Genomic DNA, 20,872 nt, shown 5'->3' with positions numbered 1-20,872 from the left:
CTCTCTCCTCGACCTCCCGGCCGCTCGCTGTCTCGCAGGCTCGGACAGCGGGCCGTGATCACTCGACGTCGTCGTCGACCCAGTCGAGGGTCTTGGTGACGGCCTTCTTCCAGTTGCGGTAGAGGCGCTCGCGCTCGGCGTCGTCCATCTGCGGGCTCCAGCGCTTGTCCTCGCCCCAGTTGGCGGTGATGTCGTCGGTGTTCTCCCAGTAGCCGACCGCCAGGCCCGCGGCGTACGCCGCCCCCAGCGCGGTAGTCTCGGCGACCTTAGGCCGCACCACGTCGACGCCCAGGATGTCGGCCTGGAACTGCATCAGCGTCTCGTTGACGACCATGCCGCCGTCGACGCGCAGCTCGGTGAGCGGCACCCCGGAGTCGGCGTTCATCGCGTCGAGCACCTCGCGGGTCTGGAAGGCGGTCGACTCCAGCACCGCCCGGGCGATGTGGCCCTTGTTGACGTAGCGGGTGAGGCCGACCAGCGCGCCGCGGGCGTCGGGGCGCCAGTGCGGGGCGAAGAGGCCGGAGAAGGCCGGCACGAAGTAGGCGCCGCCGTTGTCGTCGACGCCCTTGGCGAGGTCCTCGATCTCCGGCGCGGAGGAGATCATGCCGAGGTTGTCGCGGATCCACTGCACCAGCGAGCCCGTGACCGCGATCGAGCCCTCGAGAGCGTAGACCGTCTCCTCCTCGCCGATCTTGTAGCAGATCGTCGTCAGCAGCCCGTTCTCCGACGGCACCTGCTCGGTGCCGGTGTTGAGCAGCATGAAGTTGCCGGTGCCGTAGGTGTTCTTGGCCGTGCCCTTCTCCAGGCACGCCTGGCCGAAGGTCGCGGCCTGCTGGTCGCCGAGGATGCCGGCGATGGGCGTGCCGTTGATGACGCCGGGCTTGCACTCGCCGTAGACCTCGGAGCTGGACTTGATCTCGGGCAGCATCGACATCGGGATGCCCATGTCGGCGGCGATGTCCTCGTTCCAGGTGAGGTCGGAGAGGTTCATCAGCATCGTGCGGCTGGCGTTGGTGACGTCGGTGATGTGGACGCCGTCGTTCTCGGCGCCGCCGCTGAGGTTCCACACCACCCAGCTGTCGGTGTTGCCGAAGAGCAGGTCACCGGCCTCGGCCTTCTCGCGCGCCCCGTCGACGTTGTCGAGGATCCACTTCACCTTGGGCCCGGAGAAGTACGTCGCCAGCGGCAGGCCGACGGTCTCCTTGTAGCGGTCGGTGCCCTCGTCGCCGGCCAGCTCGTCGACGATCTTCTGCGTGCGGGTGTCCTGCCAGACGATCGCGTTGTAGACCGGCTGGCCGGTCGTCCTGTCCCACACCACCGCCGTCTCGCGCTGGTTGGTGATGCCGACGGCCTCGATGTTCTTGCTGTTGAGGTTGGCCTTGGCGAGCGCGCCGCCGATGACCTTGCGGGTGTTCTCCCAGATCTCGATCGGGTCGTGCTCGACCCATCCGGCGCGCGGGAAGATCTGCTCGTGCTCGACCTGGTCGACCGAGACCACGGAGCCGCTCTTGTCGAAGATCATCGCGCGGGTGCTGGTCGTGCCCTGGTCGATGGACAGGATGTAGGTGGCCATGCTGGTGGTTCCTCCAGGTGGTGGTCGGGCAGGTCGGGCAGGTCGGTCAGGGTCAGGCGGCGGGGTCAGGCGGCGGGGTCAGGCGGCGGGGTAGCCGACGGCGGCGGCGACGAAGCCGCCGAGGACCCCGCCGACGAGCGGACCGACGATCGGCACCCACGAGTAGGCCCAGTTGCTGCTGCCCTTGCCGGGGATCGGCAGCAGGGCGTGGGCGATGCGCGGGCCCAGGTCGCGCGCCGGGTTGATGGCGTACCCCGTGGGGCCACCGAGGCTGGCGCCGATGCCGACGACGAGCAGCGCGACGGCGAGCGGGCCGAGCCCGCTGGGGGTGCTGCCGAAGGCGACGATCACGTAGACCAGCACGAAGGTGCCGATCACCTCGGTCACGACGTTCCACGCCGGCGCGTGGATGCCGGGGCCGGTGCTGAAGACGCCGAGCTTGGAGCCCTCGTCTGCCTCGGGGTCGTCGAAGTGCTTCTTGTACGCCGCCCACGCCAGCACCGCGCCCAGGAAGGCACCGATGAGCTGGGCGACGAGGTAGGTGGCGATCTCGCCCACGGTGAAGTCGACGCCGCTGGCCAGCAGCCCGAAGGTGACCGCCGGGTTGATGTGGGCGCCCGACTTGAAGGCGACGTAGACACCGGCGAAGACCGCGATGCCCCAGCCGAAGTTGATCATCAGGAAGCCGCCGCCGTTGCCGTTGGTCTTCGGCAGCACCGCGTTGGCGACGACGCCACAACCGAGCAGCAGCAGTGTTGCGGTGCCGAGCACCTCGGGGATGAAGATGTCAGTGAGCATGACGTGCCCTTTCGCCGTCGCCGTTGACTTCGAATGTGACGGGAGACACTGGGCTCCCCGGCTGGCACTCTTGCACATGTCGTGGCCCTCGGGGAGTCCCTAGAGTGGGGGCATCCGCCCCTGTGGGTGGGGAGATCACGACCTCGACGTGGAGGAGCCACATCATGCTGGAGCCCGCCCGACTCGGACCCGACGAGCGCGCGGAGGCCTGGCGCTCGCTGCGCGACGCGGACCTCGACGTCCTCGTCATCGGCGGTGGCGTGACGGGAGCCGGCGTCGCCCTCGACGCCGCCACCCGCGGCCTGAAGGTGGCGCTCGTGGAGCAGCGCGACTTCGCCTCGGGCACCTCCTCGCGCAGCTCGAAGCTCTTCCACGGCGGGCTGCGCTACCTCGAGCAGCTCAACTTCTCGCTGGTGCGCGAGGCGCTGCGCGAGCGCGAGCTGATGCTGACCCGCATCGCCCCGCACCTGGTCAAGCCGGTGTCCTTCCTCTACCCACTGACGCACCGGGTCTGGGAGCGGCCGTACGTCACGGCCGGGCTCACCCTCTACGACTCGATGGGTGGCGCCCGGTCGGTGCCGCGCCACAAGCAGCTCAGCCGCACCAAGGCGCTCCAGCTCTTCCCCGGCATGCGCAAGGGCGCGCTGACCGGCGCGCTGCTCTACTACGACGCCCAGGCCGACGACGCGCGCCACACGATGATGCTGGCGCGCACCGCGGCGACGTACGGCGCCACCGTGCTCGCGAGCGCCAAGGTCACCTCGCTGAGCCGGGCGGGGGAGCGCATCACCGGCGCCACGATCACCGACGTCGAGTCGGGCGAGGAGGTCGAGGTCTCCTCGCGCGTGGTCATCAACTGCACCGGCGTCTGGACCGACGACGTGCAGACCATGGCGGGCGGGCGCGGGCGCTTCCACGTGCGCGCGTCGAAGGGCGTGCACATCGTGGTCCCGCGCGACCGCATCAACGCGGAGACCGGCGTCATCCTGCGCACCGAGAAGTCCGTGCTCTTCGTGATCCCGTGGGGCACCCACTGGATCATCGGCACGACCGACACCGACTGGGAGCTCGACCGGGCCCACCCGGCGGCCAGCAGCGCCGACATCGACTACATCCTCGAGCACGTCAACAGCGTCCTGGTCACGCCGCTGACCCGCGACGACATCGAGGGCGTCTACGCCGGCCTGCGTCCGCTGCTCGCCGGCGAGAGCGAGGCCACCTCGAGCCTGTCGCGCGAGCACGCCGTGGCGCGGCCCCAGCCCGGCCTGATCTCGATCGCCGGCGGCAAGTACACGACCTACCGCGTCATGGCCGAGGACGCCATCGACGCCGCCCGGGTCGACCTGCCCGCGGGCGTCCCCGACAGCGTCACCGACCACATCCCGCTGGTCGGCGCCGAGGGCTACCAGGCGCTCACCAACCAGGTCGAGCGGATCGCCCGCGAGCGCGGGCTGCCGACGTGGCGGGTGACGCACCTGCTCGACCGCTACGGCGCCCTGACCCAGGAGGTGCTGCGCCTGGCCGACGAGGACCCCACGCTGCTCGAGCCCCTGCCGGACGCCGAGGAGTACCTCAAGGTCGAGGTCCGGTACGCCGCCTCCCACGAGGGCGCCCTCCACCTCGACGACCTGCTCTCGCGGCGCACCCGGATCTCCATCGAGACCGACGACCGGGGCGAGGCTTGCGCCGACGACGTGGCCGAGCTGGTGGCGCCGGTGCTGGGCTGGGACGAGCAGCGCATCTCCGACGAGGTCGCCGCCTACCGCGCCCGGGTCGCCGCCGAGATCGAGAGCCAGACCGAGGCCGACGACCTCGCGGCCACCGCCGCCCGCACCGCCGCCCCGGACATCCGCGCCCGCGCCGTGGGCCGCGCCCTCGACTGACGGGGACGCGGCGTCGCCGGTCGAGCCTGTCGAGACCCTCGCGGCGGGTCGTCGGTCGAGCCTGTCGAGACCCCCGCGGCGCGTGGTCGGTCGAGCCTGTCGAGACCCCCGCGGCGGTCGGCTGACACCATGAGCCCGTGACCGAGCAGAGGGGTACCAACCAGGGCAGCCTGTGGGGCGGTCGCTTCGCCGACGGACCGAGCCCCGAGCTCGAGGCGCTCTCGCGCAGCACCCACTTCGACTGGCGGCTGGCGCCGTACGACCTCGCGGGCTCGCGCGCCCACGCCCGGGTCCTGCGCGCGGCCGGGCTGCTCGACGACCAGGCGCTGCAGGGCCTGCTCGACGGGCTCGACGAGCTCGACCGCCGGGTGGCCGACGGCACGCTCCGGCCGCGGCCGGAGGACGAGGACGTGCACGGCGCGCTGGAGTCGGCGCTGCTCGAGGTCGTCGGCCCCGAGCTGGGCGGCCGGCTGCGTGCCGGGCGCAGCCGCAACGACCAGATCGCCACGCTCTTCAAGGTCTTCCTGCGCGACCACGCGAGGATCGTCGCCGCCCAGGTGCTCGACCTCGTCGACGCGCTCGCGGGTCAGGCGGAGGCCCACCTCGGCGCCGTGATGCCGGGTCGCACCCACCTGCAGCACGCGCAGCCGGTGCTGCTCAGCCACCACCTGATGGCGCACGCCTGGCCGCTGCTGCGCGACGTCGACCGGCTCCGCGACTGGGACGACCGCGTCGCCGCCGAGTCGCCGTACGGCGCGGGCGCACTGGCCGGCTCCAGCCTCGGGCTCGACCCCGAGGCGGTCGCGCGCGACCTGGGCTTCACCGGCTCGGTCGCGAACTCGATCGACGGCACCGCCGCGCGCGACTTCGTCGCCGAGCTGGCCTTCGTGCTGGCGATGATCGGCGTCGACGTGAGCCGCCACGCGGAGGAGGTCATCCTCTGGGCCACCCACGAGTTCGGCTTCGTGCGGCTCCACGACGGCTACTCGACCGGGTCGAGCATCATGCCGCAGAAGAAGAACCCCGACATCGCCGAGCTCGCCCGCGGCAAGTCGGGCCGGCTGATCGGCGACCTCACCGGCCTCCTCGCCACGCTGAAGGCGCTGCCGCTGGCCTACAACCGCGACCTGCAGGAGGACAAGGAGCCGGTCTTCGACGCCGTCGACACCCTCGAGGTGCTGCTCCCCGCGGTCACCGGACAGGCGGCGACCCTGGTCTTCGACACCGAGCGGCTCGCCTCGCTCGCCCCGCGCGGCTTCAGCCTGGCCACCGACGTGGCCGAGTGGCTGGTGCGCGAGGGGGTGCCCTTCCGCGAGGCGCACGAGCTGGCCGGCGCCTGCGTACGCCGCTGCGAGGCGCTGGGCTGCGAGCTCGACGAGCTCTCCGACGACGACCTCGCGGCCATCGACCCGCGCCTCACGCCGGCGGTGCGCGAGGTGCTCACCGTCGAGGGCTCGGTCTCCTCCCGCGACTCCCGCGGCGGCACCGCCCCGGTGCGCGTCACCGAGCAGCTGGCCGAGCTGCGCGCCCGCGCCGCCGACCTCCGCGCGTGGCTCTAGCGCTCGAGGCGCACCCGCGCGACGTCGCGCCCACGCTGCTGGGCGCGCGGCTGACGCACGCGGGCGTCACGGTGCGGCTCACCGAGGTCGAGGCGTACGGCGGCGCCGACGACCCCGGCTCGCACGCGCACCGCTCGAGGACCCGCCGCAACGCCACCATGTTCGGCCCGCCCGGTCGGCTCTACGTCTACTTCAGCTACGGGATGCACCACTGTGCCAACGTCGTCTGCGGCACGGAGCCCGGCGCGGTGCTGCTGCGTGCCGGCGAGGTCGTCGCCGGCCACGAGCTCGCGCGCGAGCGGCGTCCGGGCGTGCGCGACCGCGACCTCGCCCGCGGTCCTGCCTGCCTGTGCCGCGCGCTCGCCCTCGACCTGGGCCACGACGGGCTCGACCTCGCCGGGCTGCTCGAGCCGGGGGAGCCCCCCGCCGAGGTGAGCACCGGCCCGCGCGTCGGGCTCCGGCTCGCCGCCGACCGTCCCTGGCGCTTTTGGGCCACCGGCGACCCCACCGTCAGCCGCTACGTCCGGTCTCCCCGCGCCTGAGCGCCCAGCCGCTACGCCGGCTTGCGCGGCGTCCGCACCCAGGCGTCGAAGAAGCCGGACAGGTCGGTGCCGGAGACCTCCTCGGCCAGGGCCTGGAAGACGGCGGTGCCGGCGTTGCCACCCCCGTGGCGCCAGACCCAGAGCCGGGCGAGGCGGAGGAAGTCGCGGTCGCCGAGGCGGGTGCGCAGGGCGTGCAGGGTGGCCGCGCCGCGGTCGTAGACGGGGGCGTCGAAGAGGCCCCGGGGGCCCGGGTCGGCCAGCACGGTGTGCCAGAAGGGGTCGGAGGCGGGGATCGCGCGCACCGCGTCGTAGGCGCGGCGCGCCGGCCGGCCGTGGGCGTGCTCGGCCCAGAGCCAGGTGGCGTAGGTCGCCCAGCCCTCGTTGAGCCAGATGTCGGCCCAGCGCTCCACGCTGACGTGGTTGCCCAGCCACTGGTGGGCCAGCTCGTGGGCGACGACCTCCTCCTCGGCCGCACCCGAGAAGAGCGAGCGCGTCTGGGTCTCCAGGGCGTAGCCGAGGTCGTCGTCGTCGACGATGGCGCCGTAGGCGGCGAAGGGGTAGGGGCCGAAGCGGCGCTCGAAGAAGTCCAGCATGTCGCCCGTCGCCGCGAGGCCGGCAGCGGCCGAGCGGGGCAGGTCGCGGTCGACGGCGTCAACCACCAGCACCCCCGTGCTGCGGTCGCGGTAGCGGTCGAGGCGGAAGTTCCCGACCGTCACCGTCGCGAGGTACGGCGCCATCGGGTCGGCCGCGTGCCACGACCAGGCGGTGTGGCCACGCCGAGTCGTGCGGTCCACGGGCAGGCCGTTGGCGACGGCGACCAGCCCCTCCGGGACCCGGACGCGGAAGCGGAAGCGCGCCTTGTCGGTCGGGTGGTCGCTCACCGGGAACCACGTCGACGACCCGTCGGGCTGGCTCGCCACCATGGCGCCGTCAGCGGTGGTGACCCACCCGTAGAGGGCGCCGCCGAGGTCGCGCGGCCGGCCGGTGCGCCCGCCGTAGGCGATCCGCACCTCGACCACCTCCCCGGCGGGGAGGGTGCGGGCGGGGCGGATGCGCAGCTCGCCCCGCCCGTGGGAGAAGCGGGCGAGCCGGCCGTCGACGCGCACCCGCTCGGCCCGCAGCCCGCGGAGGTCGAGATCGAAGCGGGTGAGCCGCTGCGTGGTGCGCAGCGTGATCACCGCGACGCCGTCGAGGCGGCCCACCAGGCGGCGGGGCGACGACGGGGGGTCGTAGTCGAGCCGCAGGTCGTAGCGCACCACGTCGATGCCGCCGTTGCCCGCGCGGGGGAAGTACGGGTCGCCGGCGCCCTCGCTGCCGACGGTGCCCGCCCCGCTCGAGGGCGCCGCGACCGCTGCTCCGGCGAGCAGGGTCGCGGTCGCGACACCGCCGACCACGGCGGTCCGCCAGCGGCGTACGGGCATGGTGCCTCCGGGGTCCGGTGTGGTGGGGTCGACCGGGCGACGGTAGTCGCCGCCGCGCGTCGCGAGCGGCATTTCGGGCTCGGCGGTGCGTGACGGCGCCGGCCGGGTACGAGCCACCCGAGCCGAGGAGAGGACCAGGATGTCGGCACGAGAGCACCTGCACGGGGTCGTCGCGGCCCTCCACCCCGTCGTCCACGGCGTGCCGGAGGGCGCGCTGTCGGCCCCCACCCCCTGTGCGGAGTACGACGTCCGCGCGCTGGTGAGCCACCTGCTGGGCACGACCGAGGCGCTGCGCGCGTACGGCGCCGGCGAGCCGCCGGACCCCGACGACCCCTGGGGCACCCGGGGTGTGGCGCTGACCGACGACTGGCGCGACCGGCTCAGCGGGCGCCTCACCGCGCTCGCCGACGCCTGGGCGCAGGCCGAGGCGTGGGAGGGCGACGCGCTCGACGGTGCGCTGCCGCGCGAGATGCTGGGCCGGATGGCGTACGGCGAGGTGCTGCTGCACGGCTGGGACCTCGCGGTCGCCACCGACCAGGGCCTGGAGCTGACCCGACCGCAGATCGACGAGGCGATGGCCGTGATGCGCTCCGACGCGGAGGCCGCGCGCAGCCAGGGCGCCTTCGGCCCCGAGGTGCGGGTCCCCGACGACGCCCCGACCATCGACAAGGTCCTCGGCGCCTCCGGGCGCGACCCCGACTGGTCCGCCTAGCCGGGCGGGCCCCCGGACGGTGCGAGCGGGTTGGCCATCGTCCCGGCCAGCACGATCGCGCTGTCGGGGTCGGCGAGGTCGACCATCTGCTGGTTGTCGCGCAGCTGCAGCCGGTTGAGGCACATCAGCGGCACCTCCTCGGTCAGCAGGTCGAGCTCGGCGAAGCGCTCCGCGAGCTCGGGGTGCGCGTCCTGGTAGTCGGTCAGCACCCCGTGGGCGGTGGCCCAGAAGTCCGCGGCCGGCAGCACGCCGGCGTCGTCCAGCAGGCCGGCGAGGTGGCGGAGGTAGCCGTCGACCACGTCGCCGTGCACGGCCAGGACGAGCTGCTCGGGCGGCACGTCGTGACGGATCCGCGAGGCCGCCTCCGGCACCGGCGTCTCGCGGGAGCAGATCGCCACCTCCTCGCCGATGTCCTTCATCAGCACCCGCGTCGGCACGTGGTCCCGCAGCACCAGGATCACGTTCTCCCCGTGCGGCATGAAGACCAGCCCGTGGGCGAAGAGGCAGTGGACGACGGGCACCAGGTAGGCCCGCAGGTACGACGTGACCCACTCCCGGGCCGGGATCCCGGAGGCGCGCACCAGCTCGGCGACGAGCGGGGTGCCGTGGCGGTCGACGTGGAGGAGGGAGGTCATGCTCGCCAGGCGCTCACCGTCGACCACCCGGTCGGCCGGGCTCTCGCGCCACAGCGCCGCGAGCATCTTGGTGTACGCCGAGGGCCCGGCCTCGGTCTGCGCGGGCGGCCGGAAGCCGACGGCCGCCACCTCCCGCAGCACCTCGAAGCCGCAGGCGCGCAGGGTCGCGTCGGAGCGCACCAGGTCGTCGACTACCACGTTGATGGCCGGGGTCGCCTCCATGTACGCCGCCGACAGTCCCCGCATGAAGCCCATGTTGAGCACCGACAGCGCGGTCTTCACGTAGCGCCGGTCGGGCCGGTCGAGGTTGAAGTAGGTGCGGATCGACTGCTGCGGCTGGTAGTCGTCGGGACCCTCGCCGAGCGGCACCAGCAGCCCGGCGGCCACCTCCGGGGCGAAGGTCACGGCCACCTTGTGCCGCCACTGCCAGGGGTGACAGGGCAGCAGCAGGTACGCCGCCGGGTCCAGGCCGCGGTCGCGCAGCCGCTGCTCCATCCCGTCGCGCACGGGGGCGTCGAGCTCCCCGGCGTAGAGCCGCTCGGCGTCGAGGCCGGGCATGGCGCTGAAGCCGGTGTGGTCGCGGTGGGCGGCCAGCCACTGCAGCCGCAGCGACGGCGCGGTCTCCGGTGCGTACGCCGCCACGTCGGCGACGTCGAAGCCCACCCGGCCGTTGTTGGCGACGAAGCAGGGGTGCCCCTCGGTCATCGCCCCCTCGATCGCCTGGAAGTCGGCGTGCACCAGTTCGGCGGCGGTGGGGGCGTCGGGCGAGTCCTTGCGGCAGCGGCCGGCCAGGGTGCTCGCCACCTCCTCGAGGTAGGTGGGCAGCACCCGGTCGGTCAGCCCGAGGGCCGCGCGCAGGTCCAGCACCAGCCGCTGCGCGTCGGGCGGCTGCTCACGACCGCCGGCGACGCGGCGCACCGAGCCCGGGCGGACGAGCCAGTGGTCGCCGGGCAGCACCCGGGCGCGGAAGCGCCACACCACCTCGGGGTCGTCGGCGGCCACCTCCCAGCGGTCGTCGCCCCGGTGCACCGGCGCGAGCACGCGCTCGTGCGCCAGCTCCGCCAGCGTCTTGGCGCACTGCGCGGCCTGGGCGCGTGCCATCCGGTCGGGGGTCAGGTGGTCGAGCAGGCCGGGGGAGAGCGGTGCCGGGGCCGTGCTCGCGGTCGCGGAAGTGGTCGCGGTCGTGGTCGTGGTCATGAGGGGCTCCTCTCGAAGTCGCGGCGCAGGCAGGTGCAGAGCAGCGCCTGCTTGCCGGGCAGGTCGACCACGCCGTGCTCGACGAAGCCGACCTCGCGGTTGAGCCGCTGCACGGCGGTGTTGCGCACGTCGGGCTCGACGACGACGCGCCGCACGGCCGGGTCGGCGAAGCAGGTCGCCATCACGTGACGCATGACGGCCCGGGTGAAGCCGCGCACCGGGCGGTCGGTGGGCGCCACCAGCAGGTGCATGCCGAGGTCGCCCGGGCGCCCGTCGAGGTGGGCGCCGACCGGGTCGTGCGCCGGGTCGTAGCGCTCCATCAGGAAGGCCGGCTGGCCGTCGTGCAGGCCGAGGTGCGCGTGGTGGTGGGCCGAGCGGGCGATGGCGGCGTACGCCGCGCGCACGTCGTCCGGCGAGGCGTCCTGCATCATCCAGAAGGCCGACCTCGGGTGCGTGACCCAGTGGTGCAGCAGCGCCAGGTCGGTCTCGAGGTCGAGGGCGCGGTGCGTCAGGCGCCCGACCCGCGCGGCGCTCACCTGGCCGCCCCGGCCGGCACGACCCGGCGGGCACCCTCGGGGACCCCGAAGTCCTGGAACATCACCCGGCGCTCCACCTCGTACGGCGCCTCGCCGAGCACCCGCTCGAGGATCGCCGCGTTGCGCCAGGCGCCCATGCCCAGGTCGGGAGCGACGAAGCCGTGGGTGTGGATCTCGGCGTTCTGGACGAAGACCTCGCCCCCCTCGCGGTCGACCGAGAAGTCCTCGCGGGCGTCGAGCCGGCCGTGCCCGTCGAGCCGCAGCCGGTCGCGGACGCCGTCGAGGAAGCGTGGCGTGGCACGGGCGTAGCCGGTCGCCAGCACCACGGCGGAGGTCTCGACCTCGTACTCCTCGCCGGTCTCGGTCTGTCGCAGCCGCAGGGTGTGGCGGGACCCGCGGGGCGTCTCCTCGGTGCGTCCGTCGACGACCTCGGCACAGGCCGCGAGCCGCGGCTGCGGCACCGCGTCGAGGCTGCGGCGGTAGAGCTGCTCGTGGATCTGGTCGACGAGGGGTGCGCTGATGCCCTTGTAGAGGCCGGCCTGCTCCCGCAGCAGGGCGTCACGCCGGTCGGCGTCCAGCCGGCGGAAGTGGCGGCTGTACTCCGGCGAGGTCAGCTCGAGGGTCAGCTTGGTGTACTCCAGCGGGAAGAAGCGCGGCGACCGGGTCAGCCACTGCAGCCGCTGCCGTCCGTGACCGTCGGCGGCCAGCAGGTCGCTGACCACCTCGGCGGCGCTCTGGCCGCTGCCGACCACCGTCACGTCGTCGGCGCCGAGCAGCCGGTCGCGGACGTGCAGGTAGTCGCTGCTGTGCCAGACCGCGCCGGTGAGCCCGGCGAGCGCCTCGGGACGGTGCGGCTCGGAGCCCACGCCGAGCACGAGGTGCCGGGCGCGGTAGGTGGAGCGCGACCCGTCGCGGGGGTCGCGGCACGCCACGACGTAGACGGGTCCCGTGGCGTCGTGCGTGCGGGTCACCGCCACCGCCTCGCGGTGGTAGGCCACGGTGCCGACCTCGTCGGCGGCCCAGCGGCAGTAGTCGTCGAACTCGCGCCGCAGCGGGTAGAAGGACTCACGCACGTAGAAGGGGTAGAGCCGGCCGCGCTGCTTGAGGTAGCTGAGGAAGCTGAAGCGCGAGGTCGGGTCGGCCATCGTCACGAGGTCGGCCAGGAAGGGCACCTGGAGCACGGCGTCGTCGAGCATCATCCCCGGGTGCCAGCGCAGCTCGCCCCGGCGCTCGAGGAAGACGGCGTCGAGACCGAGCGGCTCGGCCAGGCAGGCCAGGCCGAGGTTGAAGGGGCCCACGCCGATGCCGAGCAGGTCGTGCACGTGGTCGTCGGTTCGGTGGGCGGTCATCGCGCGTCCTCCAGGGTGCGGGAGGCGGTCGCGTCGGCGGCCAGGCGGCGTACCAGGTCGACGACGTGGCGGGTGTCCTCGCGCGTGGTCGCCGGGTTGAGCAGGGTCAGCTTGAGCCAGGTGCGGCCGTCGAGACGGGTGCGGGCGACGCTGGCGGCCCCGTCGGCGACGAGGCGGGCGCGGGCCGCGTCGTTGACGTCGTCGGCCAGGCCCGGCGCGCACGCGACGTACCGGAAGAGCACGGTGGAGAGGTCGGTGCCGCCCACCACCTCGAAGTCCGGGTCGCCGGCCAGGTCCTCGCGGGTCGCCGCGGCCAGGTCGCAGACGCGGTCGAGCAGCCCGCCCAGGTGGGCGGCGCCGAGGGTGCGCAGCGTCAGCCAGAGCTTCAGCGCGTCGAAGCGCCTCGTGGTCTGCAGGCTGTGGTCGACCAGGTTGGGCTCGGCTCCGTCGTCCTCGGGGTTGAGGTAGTCGGCGTGGTGGCGGCCGAGGGCGAGCAGCTCGCGGTCGCGGACGACGAGCGCGCTGCAGGCCACGGGCTGGAACCAGCTCTTGTGGAAGTCGACGGTCACCGAGTCGGCCAGCTCGAGGCCACGGAGCAGGTGCCGCCGCGTGGGGGAGAGCAGCAGCCCTCCGCCGTACGCGGCGTCGACGTGCACCCAGGCGCCGTGCGCGCGAGCGAGCCCGGCGGTCTCCTCCAGGGGGTCGACCGCCCCGTGGTCGGTCGTGCCCGCGGTCGCCACGACCGCCACCGCGTGCAGCCCCCGCAGCCGGGCCGACTGCAGGGTGCGCCCGAGTGCCCGGGGCACCATCCGACCCTGCCCGTCCGTCGGGACCTCGAGCACGCCGTCACCGTGCGCGTCCAGCGCGATGCCCAGCAGGTGGGCCGCACGCCGGGCGCTGAAGTGGGCGCGCTCGGAGACCACGACGCACCAGCGCTCACGAGGCACGCCGTCCGCGGCAGCGCGCTCGCGTGCCAGCAGCAGGCCGTGCAGGTTCGACTGCGTGCCCCCGCTGGTGAAGAGCCCGTTGGCGGCGGAGTCGAAGCCCACACGGTCGGCGAGCCACGCCACGAGCCGCTGCTCGACCAGCGTGGCGGCCCCGCTCTGGTCCCAGGTGTCCACCGAGGTGTTCACCGCCGACGCGACGACGTCGGCCACGACCGCGGGCACGGCGACCGGGCAGTTCAGGTGCGCCTGGTAGCGGGGGTGGTGGAACCACACCGCGTGGTCGAGGTAGACGCGGCGCAGCTCGTCGAGCGCCTCGTCGGTGCTCGCGAGCGGGGAGTCGAGGTCGACCGCGTCGACCACGCGGCGCAGCTGGTCGACGGTGGCGCCGGAGTACGGTCGCTCGGCCCGGTCTACGGCGGTGGTCACGAGGTCGCGCGCCAGGTCGAGCTGCCGCGCGAGGTCGGCGGTCGAGCCGGCGTCGAGCAGGCCGCTCGCGCCGGGATGCGGGGGAGGGGTCGTGTGGTCCCGAGATGTCCACGACATGGAGACGCTCCTACGTTGAGTTAGGTGAGCCTTGCCTAAGTGACCGTAGAGCACGTGGGCGCCGGGCGCACCGTGGCCCGGGCCACGCCGGTCGCTCACGGGCGCGACAGGCAGACTGGTGACGTGGACGAGACGACACCCGGGACCGACCCCGCGACGGACCCAGCGACGGACCCAGCGACGACCCCCGACCTGCTGGACGAGCTCGAGTGGCGGGGCCTGCTCGCGCACTCCACCGACCGCGACGCCCTGCGCGAGGCGTTCACCGCGGGGCCGGTGCGCTACTACGTCGGCTTCGACCCGACGGCGCCGAGCCTGCACATGGGCAACCTCGTGCAGCTGGTGACCGCGATGCGGCTGCAGCAGGCGGGCCACGTGCCGTACGCCCTGGTCGGCGGGGCGACGGGCATGATCGGCGACCCGCGCGACTCGGGGGAGCGCACGCTCAACAGCCTCGACACCGTCAAGGACTGGGTGGAGCGGGTGCGCGCCCAGATCGAGCCCTTCCTCGACTTCACGGGCGACCGCGCAGCGACCGTCGTCAACAACTACGACTGGACGGCGAGCCTCTCGACCATCGACTTCCTGCGCGACGTCGGCAAGCACTTCCCGGTCAACCGGATGCTCGCCCGCGAGGTGGTCAGGAGCCGGCTCGAGAGCGGGATCAGCTACACCGAGTTCAGCTACGTCCTGCTGCAGTCGATGGACTTCCTGAACCTCTACCGGGACCACGGGGTGACGCTGCAGTTCGGGGGGAGCGACCAGTGGGGCAACCTGACGGGCGGCGTGGAGCTCATCCGACGCGCCGACGGCGGGCACGCGCACGCCTTCGCCACGCCCCTGGTGACGAAGGCCGACGGGACCAAGTACGGCAAGACCGAGGGCGGCGCTCTCTGGCTCGACGCCGAGATGATGTCGCCGTACGCCTTCCACCAGTTCTGGCTCAACGTCGAGGACGAGAAGGCGGGGGAGCTGCTGCGGATCTTCACCTTCCTGCCGCGCGCGGAGATCGAGGAGCTCGACCGGGCCACGCGGGAGGAGCCGTGGCGCCGGGAGGCCCAGCGGCGGCTGGCCGACGAGGTGACGACGCTGGTGCACGGAGCCGAGGAGACGCGCCAGGCGAAGGCGGCGGCTGCGGCGCTCTTCGGCGGCGGCGACCTGAGCGACCTCGCGCCCTCGACGCTGCGGGCGGCGCTGCAGGGTGCCGGGGCGGCGACGGCGCCTCGGGGCAGCACCGTCGTGGAGCTCCTGGTGGCAGCCGGCCTCGCCTCGAGCAAGGGCGAGGCGCGCAGGACGGTCGCCGAGGGCGGCGCCTACCTCAACAACGAGCGCGTGGGTGACCCCGAGCTCGTGCCCGGCGACGCGGACCTGCTGGCGGGCTCCTGGCTGGTGCTGCGGCGCGGGAAGAAGCGCATCGCAGGCGTCGAGCTGGCGTCCTGAGGGCCTCGGATCCCCGCTGACCTGCGTTAGACGGCGCTGTGACCGGGGCCACCCGCAGCCGATTTGCATGCGCCGCCGAGCCCGGTCTAATGTTCCATCTGTCGCCAGGGAGCGGCGGGACGCAAGGCCGAGAGGCCGGGCGGACGGCCCCCGGAGACCAGCCCGACAGATCGCCTCACGAGGCCGGTCCAGTGCTCATCTGAGAGCCGAGAGACCAGAGCCAGACGCAAGGACGATCGACCGGGACCGGAGCGAGTCGGAGTGCCCCGGAGCTGAGTTTGACTCAGGTCCGAGCAGCCGGTAAGTTTCATCAGGTTGCCCCGCAGCCGGCCGAGAGGCCCAAAGCGGTGCGCGCTTGATCCTTGAGAACTCAACAGTGTGCCAAAAGTCGACGAATTAATTACCCGTCCGACTCAGCAGTGACCTTCGGGTCACGAGTCGGCGGTTCCTTTGGTAAGGACAATAATTCTGACAATCATGTCAGGGTTTTTCCCTTGCCGGGATCCTTCGGGAAACTCTTGGCAGCCACGCGCAAGCGAGGTTGTCTGCAAGATTTCAACGGAGAGTTTGATCCTGGCTCAGGACGAACGCTGGCGGCGTGCTTAACACATGCAAGTCGAGCGGTAAGGCCCTTCGGGGTACACGAGCGGCGAACGGGTGAGTAACACGTGAGCAATCTGCCCTTCACTCTGGGATAACCCCCGGAAACGGGAGCTAATACCGGATACGACCACTTCAGACATCTGATGGTGGTGGAAAGTTCTGGCGGTGAAGGATGAGCTCGCGGCCTATCAGCTTGTTGGTGGGGTAACGGCCCACCAAGGCTTCGACGGGTAGCCGGCCTGAGAGGGTGACCGGCCACACTGGGACTGAGACACGGCCCAGACTCCTACGGGAGGCAGCAGTGGGGAATATTGGACAATGGGCGAAAGCCTGATCCAGCAACGCCGCGTGAGGGATGACGGCCTTCGGGTTGTAAACCTCTTTCAGCGCAGACGAAGCGAAAGTGACGGTATGCGCAGAAGAAGCACCGGCCAACTACGTGCCAGCAGCCGCGGTAATACGTAGGGTGCGAGCGTTGTCCGGAATTATTGGGCGTAAAGGGCTCGTAGGCGGTTTGTCACGTCAGGAGTGAAAACTCGGGGCTCAACCCCGAGCCTGCTTCTGATACGGGCAGACTAGAGGTATGCAGGGGAGAACGGAATTCCTGGTGTAGCGGTGAAATGCGCAGATATCAGGAGGAACACCGGTGGCGAAGGCGGTTCTCTGGGCATTACCTGACGCTGAGGAGCGAAAGTGTGGGGAGCGAACAGGATTAGATACCCTGGTAGTCCACACCGTAAACGTTGGGCGCTAGGTGTGGGACTCATTCCACGAGTTCCGTGCCGCAGCTAACGCATTAAGCGCCCCGCCTGGGGAGTACGGCCGCAAGGCTAAAACTCAAAGGAATTGACGGGGGCCCGCACAAGCGGCGGAGCATGCGGATTAATTCGATGCAACGCGAAGAACCTTACCTAGGTTTGACATATGCGAGAATCCTCTGGAGACAGAGGCCTCTTTGGACACTCGTATACAGGTGGTGCATGGCTGTCGTCAGCTCGTGTCGTGAGATGTTGGGTTAAGTCCCGCAACGAGCGCAACCCTCGTCTTATGTTGCCAGCACGTCATGGTGGGGACTCATAAGAGACTGCCGGGGTCAACTCGGAGGAAGGTGGGGATGACGTCAAGTCATCATGCCCCTTATGCCTAGGGCTTCACGCATGCTACAATGGCCGGTACAAAGGGCTGCGATACCGCAAGGTGGAGCGAATCCCAAAAAGCCGGTCTCAGTTCGGATTGGGGTCTGCAACTCGACCCCATGAAGTCGGAGTCGCTAGTAATCGCAGATCAGCAACGCTGCGGTGAATACGTTCCCGGGCCTTGTACACACCGCCCGTCACGTCACGAAAGTTGGCAACACCCGAAGCCAGTGGCCCAACCCTTGTGGGGGGAGCTGTCGAAGGTGGGGCGAGCGATTGGGACGAAGTCGTAACAAGGTAGCCGTACCGGAAGGTGCGGCTGGATCACCTCCTTTCTAAGGAGCAATCACTGGCAGTGCACAGCGCTGTCCAGGGCGTTCGGTTTCGAGGACGTTCGTTCCTCGGCCGGACACGCTCACTAGTGGAACGTCGACTATTTGGCCCGTGCCCTCCGATGGGCTCGCTAGTACTGCACCGGTTCGCCGGCGCGTGGAACACCGAGTCGTGACGAGAGCGCGAGTCAGGCACACTGTTGGGTCCTGAGGGATCGAGTGATCGATCTCCGACGGACCTCTGACTCCGCGAACTGCCTGGGTGTCTCACCCTCGCAAGCGTGGATCACAGTCAGGGGGCCCGCCCGTCGCTTGAGAACTACACAGTGGACGCGAGCATCTTTGTAGCAAGACAAGCTACTAAGGGCACATGGTGGATGCCTTGGCACCAAGAGCCGATGAAGGACGTAGGAGCCTGCGATAAGCCCCGGGAAGTTGGCAACCGAGCTGTGATCCGGGGATTTCCGAATGGGGAAACCCAGCTGGAGTCATGTCCAGTTACCTCTGCCTGAACACATAGGGCAGTTGGAGGGAACGTGGGGAAGTGAAACATCTCAGTACCCACAGGAAGAGAAAACAAAAGTGATTCCGAGAGTAGTGGCGAGCGAAATCGGAAGAGGCCAAACTCATCTCGTGTGATAGCCGGCAGGCGTTGCGAGTTGAGGGTTGTGGGGCCGTTTGGTTGGTTCTGCCGAACCAACACAGAGTCATAAACCATGGTTGAAGTCGAAGTGGACTGGAAAGTCCCGGCATAGAGGGTGATACCCCCGTACACGTAAGACCATGGCTCTGAAGCGTCACCCCAAGTAACACGGAACCCCTGAAATTCCGTGTGAATCTGGCGGGACCACCCGTTAAGCCTAAATACTCCTTGGTGACCGATAGCGGACAAGTACCGTGAGGGAAAGGTGAAAAGTACCCCTGGCGGGGAGTGAAATAGTACCTGAAACCATGTGCCTACAATCCGTTGGAGCGGATCTTTTGGATCTGTGACAGCGTGCCTTTTGAAGAATGAGCCTGCGAGTTTGCGTCGTGTCGCAAGGTTAACCCGTGTGGGGAAGCCGTAGCGAAAGCGAGTCCGAATAGGGCGACTGAGTGGCACGATCAAGACCCGAAGCGAAGTGATCTATCCATGGGCAGGTTGAAGCGCGGGTAAGACCGCGTGGAGGACCGAACCCACTTAGGTTGAAAACTGAGGGGATGACCTGTGGATAGGGGTGAAAGGCCAATCAAACTTCGTGATAGCTGGTTCTCCCCGAAATGCATTTAGGTGCAGCGTCGCGTGTTTCTTTCCGGAGGTAGAGCACTGGATGGTCTAGGGGGCCCACAAGCTTACCGAAATCAACCAAACTCCGAATGCCGGAAAGTGAGAGCGCGGCAGTGAGACTGCGGGGGATAAGCTCCGTAGTCGAAAGGGAAACAGCCCAGACCATCAGCTAAGGCCCCTAAGCGGTGACTAAGTGGAAAAGGATGTGAAGTCGCAGAGACAACCAGGAGGTTGGCTTAGAAGCAGCCACCCTTGAAAGAGTGCGTAATAGCTCACTGGTCAAGTGATTTCGCGCCGACAATGTAGCGGGGCTCAAGTCACCCGCCGAAGCTATGGCATTCATGCACGTATCCAGGCCTTCGTGGTCCAGGAGCATGGATGGGTAGGGGAGCGTCGTGTGGCGAGCGAAGCGGCGGTGTGAACCAGCCGTGGATGCCACACGAGTGAGAATGCAGGCATGAGTAGCGAAAGAAGAGTGAGAAACTCTTCCGCCGAATGATCAAGGGTTCCAGGGTCAAGCTAATCTGCCCTGGGTAAGTCGGGACCTAAGGCGAGGCCGACAGGCGTAGTCGATGGACAACGGGTTGATATTCCCGTACCGGCAAAACAGCGCCCATGACGAACCCGGTGATGCTAAGTGCCCAAAACCTTCGGGATCCTTCGGGACGATGAAGGCGGAGCGCACGACCCGAACCGGTAGTAGTCAAGCGATGGGGTGACGCAGGAAGGTAGTCCAACCCGGGCGATGGTAGTCCCGGGCCAAGAGTGTAGGGCTGACGGTAGGCAAATCCGCCGTCTTCATGCCTGAGACTCGATGGGGAACGTATGTGAAGTGGATGATCCTATGCTGTCGAGAAAAACCTCTAGCGAGCTGTGCGCCGCCCGTACCCCAAACCGACTCAGGTGATCAGGTAGAGAATACTAAGGCGATCGAGTGAACCATGGTTAAGGAACTCGGCAAAATGCCCCCGTAACTTCGGGAGAAGGGGGGCCGGATTTGTCAGTGTACTTGCTACATGAAGCAATGATGGCCGCAGAGACCAGGCCCAAGCGACTGTTTACTAAAAACACAGGTCCGTGCTAAGTCGAAAGACGACGTATACGGACTGACTCCTGCCCGGTGCTGGAAGGTTAAGGGGACGTGTTAGTTGGTTCGCCAGCGAAGCGCAGAACTTAAGCCCCAGTAAACGGCGGTGGTAACTATAACCATCCTAAGGTAGCGAAATTCCTTGTCGGGTAAGTTCCGACCTGCACGAATGGAGTAACGACTTGGGCGCTGTCTCAACCATGGACTCGGCGAAATTGCACTACGAGTAAAGATGCTCGTTACGCGCGGCAGGACGGAAAGACCCCGGGACCTTTACTATAGTTTGGTATTGGTGTTTGGTTCGACTTGTGTAGGATAGGTGGGAGACTGTGAAACCTTCACGCCAGTGAGGGTGGAGTCGCCGTTGAAATACCACTCTGGTCGTATTAGATATCTAACCTAGGTCCGTGATCCGGATCAGGGACAGTGCCTGATGGGTAGTTTAACTGGGGCGGTTGCCTCCTAAAATGTAACGGAGGCGCTCAAAGGTTCCCTCAGCCTGGTTGGCAATCAGGTTTCGAGTGTAAGTGCACAAGGGAGCTTGACTGTGAGAGTGACAACTCGAGCAGGGACGAAAGTCGGAACTAGTGATCCGGCGCTGGCATGTGGAAGCGGCGTCGCTCAACGGATAAAAGGTACCCCGGGGATAACAGGCTGATCTTCCCCAAGAGTCCATATCGACGGGATGGTTTGGCACCTCGATGTCGGCTCGTCGCATCCTGGGGCCGGAGTAGGTCCCAAGGGTTGGGCTGTTCGCCCATTAAAGCGGCACGCGAGCTGGGTTTAGAACGTCGTGAGACAGTTCGGTCCCTATCCGCCGCGCGCGCAGGAAACTTGAGAAAGGCTGTCCCTAGTACGAGAGGACCGGGATGGACGAACCTCTGGTGTGCCAGTTGTTCTGCCAAGAGCACGGCTGGTTAGCTACGTTCGGAAGTGATAACCGCTGAAAGCATCTAAGCGGGAAGCACGTTTCAAGATGAGGTTTCCCACCGGGTAACCGGGTAAGGCCCCCAGCAGACTACTGGGTTGATAGGCCGGAGGTGTACAGCAGTAATGCCCAGCCGACCGGTACTAATAGGCCGAGGGCTTGTCCCTCAAAGATGTTGCGCGTCCACTGTGTGGTTCCCGAGTTACGGTCGGGAGCCAGTCCCCCTCATCAGGGGACTGTCGAGATCTAACTCCATAGAGTTTCGGCGGCCATAGCGAAAGGGAAATACCCGGCTCCATTCCGAACCCGGAAGTCAAGCCTTTCAGCGCCGATGGTACTGCGACCGGGAGGTCGTGGGAGAGTAGGACGTCGCCGGACAATTCT

At 69.1% G+C, this 20,872-nt stretch carries 12 protein-coding genes and 3 rRNA genes; 8 read left to right on the top strand and 7 right to left on the bottom strand.

Features of this window, described 5'->3' with window-relative positions; genetic code table 11:
- Positions 1-58 precede the first annotated feature (58 nt).
- Positions 59-1,573, bottom strand: a complete 1,515-nt coding sequence (glpK, locus tag IG63_RS0111700; RefSeq protein WP_030484549.1) for a glycerol kinase GlpK — start codon at positions 1,571-1,573, stop codon at positions 59-61.
- 78 nt (positions 1,574-1,651) lie between these two features.
- Complete coding sequence (locus IG63_RS0111695) at positions 1,652-2,371, bottom strand: MIP/aquaporin family protein (protein ID WP_030484548.1); 720 nt, start codon at positions 2,369-2,371, stop codon at positions 1,652-1,654.
- A 164-nt stretch (positions 2,372-2,535) separates the two neighbouring features.
- On the opposite strand from IG63_RS0111695, the gene IG63_RS0111690 reads away from it, so the two are divergent.
- The 3 genes from IG63_RS0111690 (at position 2,536) to IG63_RS0111680 (ending at position 6,355) form a co-directional block, all read left to right on the top strand.
- The gene (locus tag IG63_RS0111690) at positions 2,536-4,254 is read left to right on the top strand and encodes a glycerol-3-phosphate dehydrogenase/oxidase (protein ID WP_030484547.1); all 1,719 of its coding nucleotides are present in this window, start codon (positions 2,536-2,538) and stop codon (positions 4,252-4,254) included.
- A 137-nt stretch (positions 4,255-4,391) separates the two neighbouring features.
- Positions 4,392-5,813, top strand: coding sequence for an argininosuccinate lyase (argH, locus tag IG63_RS0111685; protein ID WP_030484546.1), 1,422 nt, complete (start codon positions 4,392-4,394; stop codon positions 5,811-5,813).
- Positions 5,804-6,355: a DNA-3-methyladenine glycosylase gene (locus IG63_RS0111680; protein WP_030484545.1), complete on the top strand. Its 552-nt coding sequence runs from the start codon at positions 5,804-5,806 to the stop codon at positions 6,353-6,355. Before argH ends, IG63_RS0111680 begins: the two co-directional genes overlap by 10 nt.
- Positions 6,356-6,366: 11 nt before the next feature.
- Here IG63_RS0111680 and IG63_RS0111675 read toward each other — a convergent pair whose 3' ends face one another.
- Positions 6,367-7,848: a M1 family metallopeptidase gene (locus IG63_RS0111675; protein WP_211249301.1), complete on the bottom strand. Its 1,482-nt coding sequence runs from the start codon at positions 7,846-7,848 to the stop codon at positions 6,367-6,369.
- A 67-nt stretch (positions 7,849-7,915) separates the two neighbouring features.
- Here IG63_RS0111675 and IG63_RS0111670 point away from each other — a divergent pair, with 67 nt between their 5' ends.
- Positions 7,916-8,488 (top strand): TIGR03086 family metal-binding protein, encoded by a 573-nt coding sequence (locus tag IG63_RS0111670; protein ID WP_051706646.1) that lies wholly within the window; start codon positions 7,916-7,918, stop codon positions 8,486-8,488.
- Here IG63_RS0111670 and IG63_RS0111665 read toward each other — a convergent pair.
- The 4 genes from IG63_RS0111665 to IG63_RS0111650 are packed head-to-tail and all read right to left on the bottom strand — an operon-like array spanning position 8,485 to position 13,695.
- Entirely contained in the window at positions 8,485-10,320 is a 1,836-nt protein-coding gene (locus tag IG63_RS0111665) for an IucA/IucC family protein (RefSeq protein ID WP_084597027.1), read from the bottom strand. The genes IG63_RS0111670 and IG63_RS0111665 overlap by 4 nt on opposite strands.
- Positions 10,317-10,856 carry a GNAT family N-acetyltransferase gene (locus IG63_RS23045; protein ID WP_030484541.1) on the bottom strand — a complete coding sequence of 180 codons (540 nt, stop codon included), beginning with the start codon at positions 10,854-10,856 and terminating at the stop codon, positions 10,317-10,319. The genes IG63_RS0111665 and IG63_RS23045 overlap by 4 nt, the downstream gene beginning before the upstream one ends.
- Positions 10,853-12,205: a lysine N(6)-hydroxylase/L-ornithine N(5)-oxygenase family protein gene (locus IG63_RS0111655; RefSeq protein ID WP_036195275.1), complete on the bottom strand. Its 1,353-nt coding sequence runs from the start codon at positions 12,203-12,205 to the stop codon at positions 10,853-10,855. Before IG63_RS0111655 ends, IG63_RS23045 begins: the two co-directional genes overlap by 4 nt.
- Positions 12,202-13,695 carry a pyridoxal phosphate-dependent decarboxylase family protein gene (locus IG63_RS0111650; RefSeq protein WP_051706644.1) on the bottom strand — a complete coding sequence of 498 codons (1,494 nt, stop codon included), beginning with the start codon at positions 13,693-13,695 and terminating at the stop codon, positions 12,202-12,204. Before IG63_RS0111650 ends, IG63_RS0111655 begins: the two co-directional genes overlap by 4 nt.
- 192 nt (positions 13,696-13,887) lie before the next feature.
- Here IG63_RS0111650 and tyrS point away from each other — a divergent pair, with 192 nt between their 5' ends.
- From tyrS to rrf, 4 genes are all read left to right on the top strand, one after another.
- Positions 13,888-15,135 carry a tyrosine--tRNA ligase gene (gene tyrS / locus IG63_RS0111645; protein WP_030484538.1) on the top strand — a complete coding sequence of 416 codons (1,248 nt, stop codon included), beginning with the start codon at positions 13,888-13,890 and terminating at the stop codon, positions 15,133-15,135.
- Positions 15,136-15,690: 555 nt separating this feature from the next.
- Positions 15,691-17,209 (top strand): 16S ribosomal RNA (locus IG63_RS0111640).
- Positions 17,210-17,556: 347 nt separating this feature from the next.
- A 23S ribosomal RNA gene (locus IG63_RS0111635) occupies positions 17,557-20,655 on the top strand.
- A gap of 94 nt (positions 20,656-20,749) precedes the next feature.
- Positions 20,750-20,866 (top strand): 5S ribosomal RNA (rrf, locus tag IG63_RS0111630).
- The 16S, 23S and 5S rRNA genes sit together here, the layout of an rRNA operon.
- The last annotated feature ends 6 nt before the right edge of the window (positions 20,867-20,872 follow it).

This window comes from Nocardioides aequoreus, assembly GCF_000720335.1.
Lineage (GTDB): Bacteria > Actinomycetota > Actinomycetes > Propionibacteriales > Nocardioidaceae > Marmoricola > Marmoricola aequoreus.
Note: the sequence above shows the minus strand (reverse complement) of the source record. Positions and strands in the feature narration are given on the sequence as shown.

Coding starts and splice junctions, on each gene's coding strand:
- IG63_RS0111655 (WP_036195275.1), bottom strand. CDS start 12,205: ATGACCGCCCACCGAACCGACGACCACGTGCACGACCTGCTCGGCATC.
- IG63_RS0111695 (WP_030484548.1), bottom strand. CDS start 2,371: ATGCTCACTGACATCTTCATCCCCGAGGTGCTCGGCACCGCAACACTG.
- IG63_RS0111670 (WP_051706646.1), top strand. CDS start 7,916: ATGTCGGCACGAGAGCACCTGCACGGGGTCGTCGCGGCCCTCCACCCC.
- IG63_RS0111665 (WP_084597027.1), bottom strand. CDS start 10,320: ATGACCACGACCACGACCGCGACCACTTCCGCGACCGCGAGCACGGCC.
- IG63_RS0111675 (WP_211249301.1), bottom strand. CDS start 7,848: ATGCCGCTCGCGACGCGCGGCGGCGACTACCGTCGCCCGGTCGACCCC.
- IG63_RS0111690 (WP_030484547.1), top strand. CDS start 2,536: ATGCTGGAGCCCGCCCGACTCGGACCCGACGAGCGCGCGGAGGCCTGG.
- IG63_RS0111650 (WP_051706644.1), bottom strand. CDS start 13,695: ATGTCGTGGACATCTCGGGACCACACGACCCCTCCCCCGCATCCCGGC.
- glpK (WP_030484549.1), bottom strand. CDS start 1,573: ATGGCCACCTACATCCTGTCCATCGACCAGGGCACGACCAGCACCCGC.